This is a genomic window from Sphingomonas sp. AP28, assembly GCF_056680455.1.
On record NZ_CM155283.1, the window covers coordinates 530,613 to 546,681 of the forward strand.

Here is a 16,069-nt window from a genome sequence, read left to right on the forward strand (position 1 = left end):
TTGCTCCAATCAGGCGGCGTTGCGCATTTCGAGTTGGCCGACGAGGCGTTCGCGCCACGCTGCGGGGGCGCCGGCGACGAGCGCGAGCTGACGCGAGCGGCGGTAATAGAGGTGGCAGTCGGACTCCCAGGTGAAGCCCATCCCGCCATGCGTCTGGATGTTCTCCTTCGACGCGAACCAGTATGCGTCGGAGGCGGCGACGCGCGCGGTGGCGGCGGCGAGCGGGAGTTCAGCGGCGCCTGCATTCAGCGCCCACGCACCATAATAGGCGTTCGAGCGCGCGAGTTCGTTCTTCACGTACATGTCAGCGAGCTTGTGCTTGATCGCCTGGTATCCGCCGATCTGTCGGCCGAACGCGTAGCGATCGAGCGCATAGCCCTTCGCCATGTCGAGACAACGATCCGCACCGCCGAGTTGCTCGAATGCGAGGAGGACGGCGGCGCGGTCGAACACCGCCTGCATCGCAGCGATCCCGTCGTCGCTGCCAAGTCTTTCGCAAGGTGCGTCGGTGAAGGTGAGGCGGGCGGCGCTCCGCGTCGGGTCGAGCGTTTCGAGGACTTCGGCGGTGACGCCAGCGCCCTTCTCGACGAGGTAGAGGCCGTCGCGGGCAAGGACGACGATCAGATCGGCGACGTCGCCATCCGTGACGGGAATCTTCTCGCCGGTGAGCTTGCCGCCGAAAACGGTGGTGCGGACGGAGCGTGCGGTGACGGGGCCGGCGCTTTCGGAGGTGGCGGATGCGCCGATGACGTCACCTGCCGCGATCCTCGGCAGCCATCGGACCTTTTGAGCATCACTGCCGTACAGCATCAGCGCTTCGGCGACGAGATAGACGGTCGATGCGAACGGGATCGGCGCGCAGGCTCGCCCCAGTTCCTCTGCAATCGCGCAGAGTTCGATATGGCCAAGCGCTAGTCCGCCGAACTCCTCGGGGATCGCCGCGCCAAGCCAGCCTTGGGCGCCGACCGCTCTCCAGAGATCGACATCATACGCCTTGGCGGGATCGTCGAGCACCGCGCGGACGCGGTCGCTGCCGCAGTGCGCCGCCAGGAATTTGCGCGCTTCGTCCTTAAGGAATTTCTGGTCGTCGGAATAATCGAAGTTCATGCGGACTCCTTTGGCTTCGCCCAATATTCGTCGCGGAGCAGGCGCTTGTAGAGCTTGCCCGTCTCGTGCCGCGGCAGCGTGTCGCGGAAGTCGATCCGGCGCGGCGCCTTCACATGGCTGAGGTTGGCGCGGGCGAACGCGCTGAGTTCGGCGGCGAGTTGCACGCGGTCTTCGGTCAGGTCGGCGGGGCAGACGATCGCCACCACCTGTTCGCCCATCTCGTCGTCCGGCGCGCCAATCACCGCGACGTCGGCGACCTTCGGGTGGGTGACGAGAAGGTTCTCGATCTCGGCGGGATAGATATTCACGCCGCCCGAGATGATCATGAAGCTCTTGCGGTCGGTGAGGTAGAGATAGCCCTCCTCGTCGAGCCAGCCGACATCGCCGAGCGTCGTCCAGCCGTGCGCGTTGGCGGCCTCCGCGGTCTTGGCGGGATCGTTATGATATTCGAACGCGCCGCCGCCCGCGAAATACACGTCGCCTTCAGCGCGCGTTGGCAGTGCATTGCCGTCCTCGTCGCAGATCATCGTCTGCGCGGTCAGGTTGCGGCCGACCGAGCCCTTGTGCGTCAGCCATTCGGCGCTGGAGATCGCGCAGAACCCGTTGCCTTCGGTACCCGCGTAATATTCACCGATGATCGGCCCCCACCAGTCGATCATCGCCTGCTTGACCGGGAGCGGGCAGGGGGCCGCGGCGTGCCATACCGCCTTCAACGACGACACGTCGTAGCGCGCGCGGACTTCGGGCGGCAGCTTGAGCAACCGGATGAAGTGCGTCGGCACCCATTGCGCGTGCGTGACGTGGAACCGCTCGATCGCGGCGAGCGCGGCTTCGGGGTCGAAATGCTCCATGACGACGACGGTGCCGCCGACCTGATGCACCGCCATCGACCAGCGCAGCGGCGCGGCGTGATAGAGCGGCGCGGGCGAGAGATAGACCATCTCGGGCGTGAACCCGTACAGCCCCTTGCCGAGCATCACGAGCGGCGAGACGTTGGTGCCGAACGGCTCATCCGAAAGCGCGTGCTTGACGCCCTTCGGCTTGCCAGTGGTGCCCGACGAATAGAGCAGGATGCCGGCGGGTGACGGGTCGGCAATCGGCGTGGCGGGCTTTGCATCGCGCGCGGCTTCGTAAGACGCGTACCCGTCGATCGCGCCGTCGACGACGTAGCGGCGCACGTCGTCAAGCATCGGTACCAGCGCGGCGGCAACCTCGGCGCATCCCTTGCTCACGATCAGCGCCCGGCAATCGCCGTCGCGGATGATGTACGCGGCCTCGACCGCAGTCAGTTTCGACGAAAGGCAGGTGCAATAGACGCCGGTGCGTTCGGCCGCCCACATCACCTCCAGATACCGCGGCGAATTGTCCATCAGCACCGCGATGCCGTCGCCGCGCGTCAGCCCGAGTGACCGGAGCAGATGCGCGCCCTGGTTCGCCCGTTCGTCGAGGTCGCGATACGTCACCGTCTCGCCCGTCGCCGCCATGATGTAGGCGGGCTTGTCGGGCGTCGTCAGCGCGTGCGCGACGGGGTGCATCAGACGCGCTCGATGATGATCGCCGGGGCCATCCCGCCGCCCGCGCACATCGTCACGAGCCCGCGTCTCAGGTCGCGGCGTTCGAGTTCGTCCAGTATCGTGCCGATCAGGATCGCCCCGGTCGCACCGATCGGATGGCCGAGCGCGATCGAGCCACCGTTCACGTTCACCTTCTCGCGGTCGAGCTTCAGGTCGCGGATGAACTTCTCGGCGACCACCGCGAACGCTTCGTTGATCTCCCACAGGTCGATGTCGTCGACCGTCAGCCCGGCCTTCGCCAGAACCTTACGCGCAGCAGGAACGGGGGCGTTGAGCATCAGCGTCGGGTCGTCGCCCATGTTCGCCATCGCGACGATCCGCGCGCGGGGCTTCAACCCGTGCTTGGCGGCATAGTCGGCGCTGGCGAGCAGCACGGCGGCGGCGCCATCGACCACGCCCGACGAATTGCCGGCATGATGGACGTGTTTGATATCGACGTCGGGATAGCGGCGATTGATCTGCTTGCGATACGTCGTGCCCTTGTCGTCGAGCGGAATGTCGGCAATCCCGGCGAACGAAGGGCGCAGCGCCGCGAGCCCCTCAGCGGTGGTGTCGGGACGCGGGTATTCGTCCTTCTCAAGCACTAGCGCACCGGTATCGTCGGTGACCGGGACGAGGCTGCGGTCGAACCGCCCTTCGGCGATCGCCACCGCGGCGCGGCGCTGGCTCTCCAACCCGAGCGCTTCGAGCGTTTCGCGGTCGATCCCCTCGATGCTGGCGATCGCGTCGGCGCAGATGCCCTGGTTCGATTGCGGATGCGCCGCGTCGAGCCGTGCGTTGCCCGAGCCGATCCCGAGCGGCCGCTTCCCCGCCGCCATGTCGTCCTGCATCATCGTCGTGGTCAGCGACATCATCTCGGTACCCCCGGCGATCACGAGGTCTTCCATCCCGCTCATGATCTGCGCCGCGGCGAAGTTCACGGCGGTAATCCCGCCGCCGCAGAACCGGTCGAGCGTCGTCCCGCTCGCCTTGACGTCATAGCCCGCGTCCAGCGCCGCCATCCGCCCGAGATCGCCGCTTTGCTCGCCACGCTGAGTCGAGGTCGACCAGATGATGTCGTCGACATCGGCGGTATCTAGCTTGTTTCGCTCGGCAATCGCCTTCAGGACGGTCGCGGCGAGATGTTGGGGGTGCATGTGCGCAAGCGCGCCCTTGCCGGTCTTGCCGATACCGCGCGGGGTACGGACGGCGTCGATGATCAGTGCCTCGGCCACATCGCTCTCCTGTTGCACCCGCCGGTTCGGTCGTAGTGCCTGATGCCGGATTGCGTCCGGCTTCGGTACGACGTAACATTCGTTATGGGGAATGGCTTGTCAAGCAGGGTATTGTTGGAAGACGGGGCGGCACCACGCGCAGATCTGGCGCCGCGCGACTGGTTGGAAATCGGCTTGCAGTTGCTGAAGAATGGCGGGCTCCGCGCGCTCAAGCTTCGCGGCCTGGCGCAGTCGCTTGGTGCGTCGACGGGAAGCTTCTATCATCATTTCAAAGACTTCGATGGGTATCATGCGGCGCTCGCAGGATATTTCGTCGAAGCGCATATCGATCCGTTGATCGTCACGCTGTCCGCGTCGGGGCTTCCACCGGTCGAGCGCATTCGGGCGTTCGCCGATCATGTTCGCGACCACGACATGGCGCAGCTGGCCTTGGCGATGCGCGCCTGGGCGAAAAGCGACGCGCGGGTGGCCGCGGCGATCCGCGAGCATGACGACACGGTGATGGCGTTCCTCGTCGAGCAACTCGTGGCGCATGGGTTCGCGCCTGCCGAGGCGGGGATTCGCAGCTATGCGCTGTTGGCGATCGGCCTCAGTCAGGTCCATGCCGCCGAAGGGATTGAGCGCAGCGTCGTTCGCGAGGGATTGCTGACACTGCTGTGCGAGCGCTAGCGTAGTGGACTGACGCGACTCCGTAAAAAAGCGGAGCGTGAACAAGAGGATGCGGGCATGCAGACGTATGACTACGTGATAATCGGCGCGGGCTCGGCCGGCTGCGTGCTCGCCGCGCGACTAACCGAGGACCCGGCGGTGAGCGTGCTGCTGCTCGAGGCGGGCGGACGCAACGACGGCGTGCTGGTGCGAATGCCCGCAGGTGTCGGCGAACTCATCAAGAGCAAGAATGCGAGCAACTGGGGCTTCTCGACCGAGCCCGAGCCGCATCTCGACAACCGTCGCCTGTGGTGGCCACGCGGCAAGGGGCTGGGCGGCAGCTCGTCGATCAACGGCATGATCTACACGCGAGGCCATCCGCAGGACTACGACGAGTGGCGGCAGATGGGCCTGCCCGGTTGGTCGTTCGACGACGTGCTGCCGTATTTCAAGCGGCTCGAAGGGCATCATCGCGGCGCCTGCGATCTGCACGGTGGCGAGGGGCCGCTGACGATCTCGGGCGGCGAGTCCGATAGCCCGTTCTACGACGCGCTGGTCGAGGCCGGGCGGCAGGCGGGCTATCCGGTGACCGACGATTTCAACGGCGCGAGTCAAGAGGGCTTCGGGCGCTACGACCTGACCGTCGCGGACGGGAAGCGCTGGAGCACCGCGGCGGCGTATCTGCGGCCGGTACTGTCGCGGCGCAACCTGACCTGCGTCACGGGAGCGCGGACGACGCGGATCCGGATCGACAAGGGGCGTGCGACCGGCGTCGACTACGTACTCGACAAGGGGGCTCGGGCGGAGAGCGTGACGGCGACGCGCGAAGTGTTGCTGTGTGCGGGCGCGGTGCAGTCACCGCATATTCTACAGCTTTCGGGGATCGGCGATCCGGATCGGTTGACTGCGGCGGGGGTCGGCGTGGTGCACGCGCTGCCCGGTGTGGGGGAGAATTTGCAGGACCATCTCGACGTCGTAATGAACTGGAAATCGCGCGGGCTGCGAACCGGGTACGCGATGACCAAAGGCGTCGGGATGATCGGCGTCGGACTCAATTACCTGTTGCGCGGCAAGGGGGCGGGGCGGCAGCAGTTCCTCGAGGCGGGCGCGTTCGTGGCGTCGCGCGAGGGGCTGTCGCGGCCGGATGTGCAGATCCATGCGGTGCTCGCGATCATGCAGGATCACGGCAAGGTGAAGGCGACCGAGGACGGCTTCACGCTGCATCTGTGCCAGTTGCGGCCGGAGAGCCGGGGGCGGATCGGGCTGCGCTCGGCCGATCCGTTTGCCGATCCGGTGATTGTCGCCAACTATCTGGCGACGGCCGAGGACCGGCGAGTGATGAGGGCGTGCGTCGGCATCGGGCGTGAGGTCGCGCGGCAAGCGGCGCTCGATCCGTATCGGGCGGGGGAACTGTCGCCGGGTGAAGACGTCCGCACCGATGACGAGATCGACGCCTGGGTAAGGCGGACGGCTGAGACGATCTACCACCCGGTAGGGACGTGCAAGATGGGCGCGGCCGACGACACGATGGCGGTGGTCGACGCGAGCTTGGCGGTGCGTGGGTTGCAAGGACTGCGGGTGGTCGACGCATCGGTGATGCCGACCCTGATCGGATCGAACACCAACGCCCCGACGATCATGATCGCGGAGAAGGCCGCGGACATGATCAAGGGGCGGCAATTGGCGCGCGCGGCCTGAGGGCGGTCGGCATTTGCATCCTCCCCCGCCAGGGGGAGGTGGCACCGGAGGTGACGGAGGGGGAGGACACGGAACAGGCGTTTCCCTTTCCTCCCCCTCCGTCTGGCAAGAGCCAGCCACCTCCCCCTTGCGGGGGAGGATGCGTCTCCTCGTATCCCGCACCCAACCATCCTCACCAACTGCCGTACCCGATGTCTCGGGCCGGGTGGGAAAGGTGAGGACAGCTCTTTAAACCATCACCGCGGCGCCATCCGGATCGCGCCGTCCAGCCGCACATCCTCCCCATTGAAATACCCGCACTCGATCATCGTCAACGCCAGCGCGGCAAACTCCTCCGGCCGCCCGAGCCGCTTCGGAAACGGCACAGAAGCCGCCAGCGCATCGCGCACCTGCTGCGGCGCGGCGGCCAGCAAAGGCGTGTCGAAGATCCCCGGCAGGATCGTGTTCACCCGAATCCCCTCGCTCATCAGGTCTCGCGCGATCGGCAGCGTCATGCCGACCACCCCCGCTTTCGACGCGGAATAGGCGGCTTGCCCCATCTGGCCGTCCTCGGCCGCGGCGCTCGCCGTGTTGACGATCGCCCCCCGCTCGCCGTCTTCCCCCGGCTTTAGCGTCAACATCCCAGCCGCAGACTTGGCGAGGCAGCGGAACGTGCCGACGAGGTTGATCTGGATGATCCGATCAAACGCATCGAGCGGAAAATGCTTGATCGAGCCGTCCTGCTTCGATCGCCCGGCAGTCTTCGCCGCGTTCCCCGTGCCTGCGCAATTGACTAGGATCCGTTCCTGGCCATGCGCCGCGCGCGCCGCCGCGAAACCCGCTTCGACGCTGTCGTCGGACGTAACATCGACCTTGCAGAACACCCCGCCGATCTCGTCCGCGAGCGCTTCACCCTTGTCCGCCTGCAGGTCGAATATCGCCACCTTCACCCCCTTGGCGGCAAGCGCGCGCGCCGTGGCGGCACCCAGGCCCGACGCGCCGCCGGTCACGACGGCAGCAGTGTTTGCGAGGTCCATGCATCTCTCCTGTCAAAGCCCCGGGATCCGCGCCCCGGTTGCAGAACAATAGTTATGCCGGTATTCGAGGCTTGCCAAGCCGGCATGTCGCTGAGGATCCGACGATGAGCCACGCCATGTTGCAGAACGCCAGCCCGCACTGGCTCCCACGTCAGTCCAAGGGTGCGCTGGATCATATTCCGGGCAGCAACGGCCTGCCGTTCGTCGGCAACACCTTCAAATTGCTCGCCGATCCGATAGCGTTTTCGGAGGGCATGGCGGCGCGGTACGGCCCGATCTATCGCAATCGCGCGCTCGGCGGGACCGGCGTCAACCTGCTTGGTCCCGATGCGAACGAACTGGTCCTGTTCGACCGCGACAAGATCTTCTCATCCGAACAGGGCTGGGGACCGCTCCTCAACATGCTGTTCCCACGCGGCTTGATGCTGATGGATTTTGACAAGCACCGCGCCGATCGCAAGGCGTTGTCGGTTGCGTTCAAGCCGGAACCGATGCGGCATTATGCGACCGAACTCGATGCTGGGATCGAGTCCGCGATCGGCGGCTGGGCCGGGCAGACCTTGCGCTTCTACGATGTGGTGAAAAAGCTCACGCTCGATCTCGCCGCGACCAGCTTCCTCGGCGTGCCGCTCGGCGCGGAGGCGGACCGGATCAACCAGGCGTTCGTCGACGAGGTGCAGGCGAGCGTCTCGCCGATCCGTAAACCCTGGCCCGGCACGCAGATGCGCAAAGGTGTGAAAGCCCGCGCCTATCTGGTCGACTTCTTCGAACGCGAGATCCCGGCACGACGCACCGGAAACGGCCAGGATTTCTTCTCGCAATTCTGTCGCGCGACCGATGACGACGGTGCGCCGCTGACCGCGCTGGCGATCGCCGACCACATGAATTTCCTGATGATGGCGGCGCACGACACGATCACGTCCTCCGCGACCAGCCTGCTGATGCTGCTCGCGCGCAACCCGGATTGGCAGGAGCGGCTGCGAGAAGAGGTTGCGGCGCTCGACCCGGCGATGCCGCTGACCGAGCAGCTCGATCGCCTCGTCCTCACCGAATACGCATTCAAGGAATCGCTGCGGATGATGCCGCCCGTCCCGTCGATCCCGCGGCGCGCGCTCAAGGATTTCAGCTTCGGCGGGTTCGATATCCCGGCGGGCACGAGCGTGAACACCGGTATCACCTATACCCACCGGATGGCGGAGCACTGGCCCGATCCCGACAAGTTCGACCCGATGCGGTTCACGCCCGAGGCGTCAAAAGGGCGGCACCGTTTTGCGTGGGTGCCGTTTGGCGGCGGCGCGCATATGTGCATCGGCTTGCACTTTGCGACGATGCAGATGCGACTGCTGATCGCGCATTTGCTCACGCGCTACCGGATCGAGGCGGCGGCCGGCAGCGGCGACGCGTGGCAGGTCTTCCCGATCCCGCGCCCGAAAGATGGTTTGCCGGTGACGTTCGTACCGCTTGCCACCCCGTAATAGTGTGTCATCTTCGCGCGGTTCATTCGAAGGAGCCGTTCGTTGCGCTTGACCCTTGCCCTACTCCTGCTCGCGGCGACGCCGGCCTATGCCCAGCAACAACCGGCCGCACCGGTACCTGCCCCCGTACCTGATGGCCCGACGCGGAGCTTCACTGGGAGCGACCTGTTCGGGCTGACGATCGCGGCCGACCCGCAGATCAGCCCGGACGGCAAGACGATCGTCTATGTCCGCCGCACCGGCGACGTGATGACCGACAAGATGCAATCGTCGCTCTGGCTGATCGACGTCGCGAGCGGTCGCCAGACGCCGTTCGCGACCGACGGCAGCAGCCCGCGCTGGTCACCCGACGGGGCGCGCATTGCCTACGCCGCGCGTGACGGTGAGGGATCACAGTTGTTCGTCCGCTGGATCGGCGGCGCCCAAAGCGCACGGATCACGAGCTTCCCCGGCGATCCACAGGCTCTCGCCTGGTCGCCGGACGGCACCAAGCTCGCCTACATCGCGACGGTAGCGGGCGAGGGCACCAAGCTCGGCACGCAGCCGCCCAAGCCCGAGGGCGCGAAATGGGCCGAGCCGCTGACGATCATCGACCGCGTCAACTACCGCAACGACGGACCGGGCTATGTGAAGCCGGGCTACGACCACCTCTTCGTGGTCGGCGCGGACGGGGGCGCGGCGCGGCAACTCACATACGGCAAGTTCGACGATGGCGGTCCGCTGTCGTGGACGCCCGATGGCCGCAGCATCGTATTCGCCGCGATCCGCGGACCAGCCGCCGACCGCCAGGTGATGAACTCCGACGTGATCGCGGTCGATGCGATGAGCGGTACGATGCGGACGTTGACGACGCGCGACGGCCCCGACGCGCAGCCACGCGTGTCCCCCGACGGCTCGAAGATCGCGTGGCTCGGTTTCGACGACAAGCGTCGCAGTTACGAGAACACGCTGCTCTATGTCGGCGACCGCGACGCCGCCTCGCCGCGCTCGCTGACCGCTACGCTCGATCGCGCGATCGAGGACGCGGTGTGGTCCGCCGATGGTCGCAGCCTGTATGCGAGCTACGACGATCACGGCCAGCGCCGCGTCGCCCGCATCGGTGTCGATGGCCACGTCACGCCGTTGATCGACAACGTCGCGGGCGGCGGGCTCGATCGGCCCTATACCGGCGGCGAGTTCTCGGTCTCGAAGGGCGGGACGATCGCCTATACCGGCGGCGATGCGAGCGCGCCGGCCGACGTATGGGTGCTGGCGGGCGGTAAACCCCGCCGCCTGACGACGCTCAACGCGGTGCTGACCGGATCGAAGGCGCTCGCACAGGTCCGAAAGATCGCGGTGACCGCGCCCGATGGTCGCCCGATCGACGCATGGCTCGCCACCCCGCCGGGCCGTGTCGCAGGCCAGCGCGTACCGCTGATCCTCGAGATCCACGGAGGCCCGAACGCCGCCTATGGCCCCGGCTTCGCGACCGACATGCAGCTCTACGCCGCCGCCGGGTACGCAGTGCTCTGGACCAACCCGCGCGGCTCGACCTCCTATGGCGCCGAGTTCGCCAACCTGATCGACAAGACCTACCCGGCCGCCGATTACGACGACCTGATCGCCTCGGTCGATGCAGCGATCAAGGACGGTACCGCCGATCCCGACAATCTGTTCGTGACCGGCGGCTCTGGCGGCGGGCTGCTGACCGCGTGGATCGTCGGCAAGACCGACCGGTTCAAGGCGGCGGCGACGCAGAAGCCCGTGATCAACTGGATCAGCGAGGCGCTGACGATGGACAACACGCTGTTCACCTCGCGCTACTGGTTCACCAAGCTGCCGTGGGAGGATCCGATGAGCTATTGGAACCGCTCGCCGCTGAGCATCGTCGGCAACGTCAAGACGCCGACGCTGGTCGTGGTCGGTGGCGACGATTACCGGACCCCGGTGAGCGAGTCCGAGCAATATTACGCGGCGCTCCAGATCCGCGGCGTGCCGACCGCGCTGGTGAAGGTGCCAGGCGCTAGTCACGGCGGCCTCGCCGCTCGCCCGTCGCAATCCGCAGCGAAGGCGTCGGCGATCATCGCCTGGTTCGATCGATACCGGAAGCCGCCCACAGCAACGGCAGCAACACAGGGAGCAGCACAATGACGATACGGTACATGATGCTCGCCGGCGTGGCGCTGGTCTCGACGGCGGCGGTGGCGCAGGTCCAGCCGCCGCGCGTCGCCAAGAAGCCGTTCCAGGTGACGTCGCCCAACGGCGCGCGCGAGGATGATTATTACTGGCTGCGCGACGACACGCGGAAAAACCCCGAGATGCTCGCCTATCTCGCTGCGGAGAATGCGTACGCCGATGCGCAACTCGCCTCGCTGAAGCCGCTCCAGGCCAAGCTCTACGAAGAGACCGTCTCGCATATCAAGCAGGACGACAGCTCGGTGCCGTATGCGAAGAACGGCTATTATTACGGCTCGCGGTTCCAGACCGGCGCGAACTATCCGATTCTGGAGCGCCGCAAAGGGAGCCGTACCGCACCCGCCGAAACGCTGTTCGACGAGCCGGCGATGGCGAAGGGTCACAGCTTCTTCGCGCTGAGCGATTGGGCAGTGAGCCCCGACAACCGCCGCGTCGCCTGGGCAGAGGATACCGTTGGCCGTCGCCAATATGTCCTCAAGGTGAAGGACCTCGCGACCGGCGCGCCGGTCGCCGACACGCTCTCGAACATCGAGCCGAACGTCGTCTGGGCAGACGACAACAAGACCATCCTCTATGTCGAGAAGGACCCGGTCACGCTCCGGGGCTACCGCGTGAAGGCGCACGTCCTCGGCACGCCCGTCGCCAGCGATCGGCTGCTGTACGAGGAGAAGGACGACACCTATTCGATGGGCGTCTCGCGCACCGCCGACGACAAGTTCGTCTGCATCGGCGTGAGCAGCACGGTCAGCGACGAGCAACGCTGCGCGCCGGCTGCGGCCCCGACCAGTTTCACGATCGTCGCACCGCGCGCGAGAGAGTTCCGCTACAGCGCGGATCACATCGGCAACCGCTGGATCATCCGCACCAACAAGGCCGCAAAAAACTACAAGCTGGTGACCGTCGCCGACGCCGATCTGGCCAAGGGCACGGCCGCATGGCGCGACCTCACGCCCGCCAGCGACACCGTCTTCATCGAGGGCTTCAAGCCGTTCGACGGGTTCGTCGCGATCGACCAGCGCGAGGGCGGCAACCGCATGATCCGCGTCCTCAGCGATGCGGGCAAGTCGACCGCGGTCACCGCGGACGAACCCGCCTATCGCATGTCGCTCGACGTCAACGAGGAGACCGCGACGCCGTGGGTCCGCTACACCTATGGGTCGCTCGTGACGCCGACGACGACCTACGAGGTCAACACGAAGACCGGCGAGCGTCGCGTGCTGAAGGTCGCCCCGGTGCCGGGCTACGACACCGCGAAATACGTCACCGAACGCGTATGGGCACCCGCACGTGACGGCACGCGCATTCCCGTCTCGCTGGTCTACGCCAAGGGCACCAAGCGCGACAGCACCGCACCGCTCTTCCAATACGCCTATGGCAGCTACGGAATTTCAAGCGACCCGGCAGTCGATCCCGGCCGGATCGGCCTGCTCGATCGCGGCGTGGTGTATGCGATCGCACATATCCGCGGCGGGCAGGAGATGGGGCGCGGCTGGTATGACGACGGCCATCTGCTGAACAAGAAGAACAGCTTCACCGACTTCATCGACGTCACCCGCTATCTCGTCGCGCAGAAATACGCGGCGAAGGACCGCGTGGCGGCGATGGGCGGCAGCGCCGGCGGGCTGCTGATGGGCGGCGTCGCGAACATGGCACCGGCGGACTACAAGCTGATCATCGCGCAGGTGCCGTTCGTCGATGTCGTCACGACGATGCTCGACGCGTCGATCCCGCTGACGACGTTCGAATATGACGAGTGGGGCAACCCCGCGCAAAAGGCGTCGTACGACTACATGCTGAGCTATTCCCCGTACGACAACGTCAAGGCGAAGGCCTATCCGGCGCTCTATGTCGGCACCGGGCTGTGGGACAGCCAAGTACAATATTACGAGCCCACCAAGTGGGTCGCCAAGCTCCGCGAACTCAAGACCGACACGAACCCGCTGCTGTTCCGCGTCAACATGGAGGCAGGCCATGGCGGCAAGTCCGGCCGGTTCGAGCGCTATCGCCAGAATTCGGAGTGGCAGGCGTTCATGCTGCAACAGCTCGGCCTCGCGAAATAGCGCGACCGTTGGCACGCGACCCAAAGCAGGGTACCGAACACGCGGGACGCGGCTTCCAGCCGTCTCCCATGATCGCGTCGGTGCCCGGAAGGGCTTGATTGGGAATGCGGTGCGGACGGTTCGCCGTCCCATGCCGCGGCTGTCCCTGCAACTGTAAGCGGCGAGCGAGACGCACGAGCCCTTTTCGCGAGGGCAGCCACTGGGTGAAAACCTGGGAAGGCGTGCATCGAGCAGCGACCCGCGAGCCAGGAGACCTGCCGGCGTCTGGTCGCTCTTGTCCCGGTCCAGGGGGTGGCCGAGGCACGGTGAACGCCGCCTGCGTGACACTGGCTGAGCGACGACCATGTGGCGGGGGCCGCATCGGTGTCGTGCGTCGGCCGCTCATGGCGTCCGGTCGTCGCGTGACCCGGCCGTTCGCGGCAGGCCCCGGTCCTCGTCGGACGCTCGGGGTTTGTGCATGACGACTTTGACACTTGAAAGACCGACGCGGGTTTCGACCCGAAAGCGCATCGGCTGGATGTTCGCAGGCTTGGTCGCGGCCAACATCGCCGCATGGTGCTGGGCGTTCTCGCTGTTCCACGCCCAACCGCTAATGCTGGGCACAGCCTTGCTGGCCTGGGGGCTCGGTCTGCGTCACGCGGTCGACGCCGACCACATCGCCGCGATCGACAACGTGACGCGCAAGCTGATGCAGGACGGACAGCGCCCGGTTGCGGTCGGCTTCTGGTTCGCGATCGGCCATTCGGGGATCGTGCTCATCGCCGCCGTCGCGATCGCACTGACCGCGAACGCGCTGTCGCAGTTCGAGGCGTTCAAGCAAGTCGGCGGGGTGGTCGCCACCGTGATCTCCGCGGTGTTCCTGTTCACGATCGCGGCGATGAACCTCATCATACTCCGGTCGGTCTGGCGCACCTTCGGCCATGTCCGCGGCGGCGGCACCTATGTTGAGGAGGACCTCGACCTCCTCCTCGGCAACCGCGGTTTGCTCGCCCGGCTGTTCCGCCCGATGTTCAGGCTGGTCACGCGGAGCTGGCACATGGCGCCGCTCGGCTTCCTGTTCGGACTCGGTTTCGACACGGCAACGGAGGTCGCGATCCTTGGCCTCTCGGCAAGCCAAGCCGCCGACGGTCTCTCGATCGGTGTCGTCCTCGTCCTCCCCGTACTGTTCGCGACCGGCATGGCGCTGGTCGATACCGCCGACGGCGTCGTCATGCTCGGCGCCTATGAATGGGCGTTCGTGAAGCCGATCCGCAAGCTCTACTACAACATCACGATCACCTTGATCTCCGCCATCGTCGCGATCGCGATCGGCGGGATCGAAACGCTGGCGCTGCTTGGATCGAAGCTCGGCTTCACCGGCGGGATATGGGACGTCGCCACGGCGCTCGGCGAGAACTTCAACGGCCTCGGCTTCGCGATCATCGGCCTGTTCGTACTCTGCTGGGTGCTGAGCTTCGCGATCTACCGCTGGAAACGCTTCGACGAGATCGAAGTCGTGCACGGATAGCGCCGCCATCACCGAGTTGGACGCGCGCTCGATCCTCCCCCGCCAGGGGGAGGTGGCGCGAAGCGACGGAGGGGGAGGGCGGCGATCACGTTTGCTCTTGTCCTCCCCCTCCGTCTGGCAAGCGCCAGCCACCTCCCCCTGGCGGGGGAGGATTCGAAACTAGCGATATGCGAATTGGCACGCCCTCGGAAATCCTCTAACCCACCCCCAAGGCTCGGTTTCACCGAACCTCACAGATCGCGCCGGTGCCCTTCGGGGCTTGAATGGGAATGCGGTGCGGGAGTTCCTCCCAATGCCGCGGCTGTCCCTGCAACTGTAAGCGGTGAGCGAGACGCACACGCCCTTCACGAGAAGGGCAGCCACTGGGTGAAATCCTGGGAAGGCGTACGTCGAGCCTCGACCCGCGAGCCAGGAGACCTGCCAGCGCAACGGTCGCTCTTGCTACGATCCAGGGGATGGTCGCGGCACGGTACTCCGTCTGAGCGACGAACGCGTGCGGCCCTATGGTCGTGCGTGCGTGTGCTCGCAGGAGAATATAATGTCCGATCGTTCGCCCAATTTGGCAAAGGTCCCCGTCACGATCGTCACCGGCTTTCTCGGAGCCGGCAAGACCACGCTCATCAGCCACCTGATCCGCAACGCGAACGGCCGCCGTCTCGCCGTCGTCGTCAACGAGTTCGGCACGCTCGGCATCGATGGCGATATCCTCAAGGGCTGTGCGATCCCCGATTGCCCGGCGGAAAACGTGATCGAGCTGGCGAACGGCTGCATCTGCTGCACCGTGGCAGACGACTTCATCCCGACCGTCGAGACGCTGCTCGCGCTCGATCCGCGCCCCGATCACATCCTGATCGAGACGTCCGGGCTCGCATTGCCCAAGCCGCTGCTGAAGGCGTTCGACTGGCCCGCGATCCGTTCGCGCATCACCGTCGATGGCGTCATCGCGCTCGCCGATGCGGAAGCCGTCGCCGCGGGCCGCTTCGCCCCCGACGTGGCCGCGCTCGACGCCCAGCGCGCCGCCGACCCGAGCGTCGATCACGAGACGCCCTTGTCTGAGGTATTCGAGGACCAGCTCGCCTGCGCCGATCTGGTGCTCCTGACCAAGGTCGATCTCGCCGGCCCCGAGGGCGTCGCCAAGGCACGCGCCGTCATCGCCGCGGAGTCCGCACGGCCGCTCCCGGTGATCGACCTGACCGACGGCATCATCGATCCTCGCGTGATCCTCGGCCTCAACGCCGCCGCCGAGGACGACATCGCCAGCCGCCCCTCGCATCACGACGGCGAAGACGATCACGAGCACGACGATTTCGACAGCGTCGTCGTCGAACTCGCCGAGATCGCCGACCCCGCCGACCTGACCGCGAAGATCGAAGCGCTCGCTCGCAGCGCCGACATCCTCCGCGTGAAGGGATACGCCGCAGTCGCCGGCAAGCCAATGCGCCTGCTCGTCCAGGCGGTCGGCGCCCGCGTCCGCACGCAATACGACCGCCCGTGGCGCGCAGGCGAACCGCGCCGCACGCGACTGGTGGTGATCGCCGAGCACGACCGGATCGACGAGGCCCGCATCAAGGCCGCGCTGGACGGCTGAGGCCCAC

At 66.4% G+C, this 16,069-nt stretch carries 11 protein-coding genes and 2 riboswitches; of the genes, 7 read left to right on the forward strand and 4 right to left on the reverse strand.

All coding sequences use genetic code 11. The features are described 5' to 3' along the window. Window positions 1-9 precede the first annotated feature (9 nt). The 3 genes from AC1MH0_RS02215 to AC1MH0_RS02225 are packed head-to-tail and all read right to left on the reverse strand — an operon-like array spanning window position 10 to window position 3,895. A complete protein-coding gene (locus AC1MH0_RS02215; protein WP_480964518.1) occupies window positions 10-1,107 on the reverse strand; it encodes an acyl-CoA dehydrogenase family protein in 1,098 nt (365 codons plus the stop codon). Then, entirely contained in the window at window positions 1,104-2,642 is a 1,539-nt protein-coding gene (locus AC1MH0_RS02220; RefSeq protein ID WP_480964519.1) for an acyl-CoA synthetase, read from the reverse strand. Before AC1MH0_RS02220 ends, AC1MH0_RS02215 begins: the two co-directional genes overlap by 4 nt. Beyond that, a complete protein-coding gene (locus AC1MH0_RS02225) occupies window positions 2,642-3,895 on the reverse strand; it encodes an acetyl-CoA C-acetyltransferase (protein WP_480964520.1) in 1,254 nt (417 codons plus the stop codon). The genes AC1MH0_RS02220 and AC1MH0_RS02225 overlap by 1 nt, the downstream gene beginning before the upstream one ends. Window positions 3,896-3,991: 96 nt before the next feature. Here AC1MH0_RS02225 and AC1MH0_RS02230 point away from each other — a divergent pair, with 96 nt between their 5' ends. After that, window positions 3,992-4,564 (forward strand): TetR/AcrR family transcriptional regulator, encoded by a 573-nt coding sequence (locus AC1MH0_RS02230; RefSeq protein ID WP_480964521.1) that lies wholly within the window; start codon window positions 3,992-3,994, stop codon window positions 4,562-4,564. A gap of 57 nt (window positions 4,565-4,621) precedes the next feature. Beyond that, entirely contained in the window at window positions 4,622-6,241 is a 1,620-nt protein-coding gene (locus AC1MH0_RS02235) for a choline dehydrogenase (RefSeq protein ID WP_480964522.1), read from the forward strand. Window positions 6,242-6,477: 236 nt separating this feature from the next. Here the strand turns inward: AC1MH0_RS02235 and AC1MH0_RS02240 are convergent, their stop codons facing one another. After that, window positions 6,478-7,257 (reverse strand): SDR family NAD(P)-dependent oxidoreductase, encoded by a 780-nt coding sequence (locus AC1MH0_RS02240; protein WP_480964523.1) that lies wholly within the window; start codon window positions 7,255-7,257, stop codon window positions 6,478-6,480. 104 nt (window positions 7,258-7,361) lie between these two features. Here AC1MH0_RS02240 and AC1MH0_RS02245 point away from each other — a divergent pair, with 104 nt between their 5' ends. The 5 genes from AC1MH0_RS02245 (at window position 7,362) to cobW (ending at window position 16,062) form a co-directional block, all read left to right on the forward strand. Beyond that, entirely contained in the window at window positions 7,362-8,732 is a 1,371-nt protein-coding gene (locus AC1MH0_RS02245) for a cytochrome P450 (RefSeq protein ID WP_480964524.1), read from the forward strand. A gap of 42 nt (window positions 8,733-8,774) precedes the next feature. Further along, window positions 8,775-10,862 (forward strand): prolyl oligopeptidase family serine peptidase, encoded by a 2,088-nt coding sequence (locus tag AC1MH0_RS02250; RefSeq protein ID WP_480964525.1) that lies wholly within the window; start codon window positions 8,775-8,777, stop codon window positions 10,860-10,862. After that, entirely contained in the window at window positions 10,859-12,967 is a 2,109-nt protein-coding gene (locus tag AC1MH0_RS02255; RefSeq protein ID WP_480964526.1) for a S9 family peptidase, read from the forward strand. The genes AC1MH0_RS02250 and AC1MH0_RS02255 overlap by 4 nt, the downstream gene beginning before the upstream one ends. Before the next feature lie 61 nt (window positions 12,968-13,028). Further along, window positions 13,029-13,243: riboswitch (cobalamin riboswitch) on the forward strand. Between the two features lie 181 nt (window positions 13,244-13,424). Continuing rightward, window positions 13,425-14,474: a HoxN/HupN/NixA family nickel/cobalt transporter gene (locus AC1MH0_RS02260; protein WP_480964527.1), complete on the forward strand. Its 1,050-nt coding sequence runs from the start codon at window positions 13,425-13,427 to the stop codon at window positions 14,472-14,474. A 226-nt stretch (window positions 14,475-14,700) separates the two neighbouring features. After that, window positions 14,701-14,913, forward strand: a riboswitch (cobalamin riboswitch). A gap of 99 nt (window positions 14,914-15,012) precedes the next feature. Further along, window positions 15,013-16,062 carry a cobalamin biosynthesis protein CobW gene (cobW, locus tag AC1MH0_RS02265; protein WP_480964528.1) on the forward strand — a complete coding sequence of 350 codons (1,050 nt, stop codon included), beginning with the start codon at window positions 15,013-15,015 and terminating at the stop codon, window positions 16,060-16,062. Window positions 16,063-16,069 lie beyond the last annotated feature (7 nt).

Coding starts and splice junctions, on each gene's coding strand:
- AC1MH0_RS02215 (WP_480964518.1), bottom strand. CDS start 1,107: ATGAACTTCGATTATTCCGACGACCAGAAATTCCTTAAGGACGAAGCG.
- AC1MH0_RS02220 (WP_480964519.1), bottom strand. CDS start 2,642: ATGCACCCCGTCGCGCACGCGCTGACGACGCCCGACAAGCCCGCCTAC.
- AC1MH0_RS02235 (WP_480964522.1), top strand. CDS start 4,622: ATGCAGACGTATGACTACGTGATAATCGGCGCGGGCTCGGCCGGCTGC.
- AC1MH0_RS02240 (WP_480964523.1), bottom strand. CDS start 7,257: ATGGACCTCGCAAACACTGCTGCCGTCGTGACCGGCGGCGCGTCGGGC.
- AC1MH0_RS02245 (WP_480964524.1), top strand. CDS start 7,362: ATGAGCCACGCCATGTTGCAGAACGCCAGCCCGCACTGGCTCCCACGT.
- AC1MH0_RS02255 (WP_480964526.1), top strand. CDS start 10,859: ATGACGATACGGTACATGATGCTCGCCGGCGTGGCGCTGGTCTCGACG.
- AC1MH0_RS02260 (WP_480964527.1), top strand. CDS start 13,425: ATGACGACTTTGACACTTGAAAGACCGACGCGGGTTTCGACCCGAAAG.
- cobW (WP_480964528.1), top strand. CDS start 15,013: ATGTCCGATCGTTCGCCCAATTTGGCAAAGGTCCCCGTCACGATCGTC.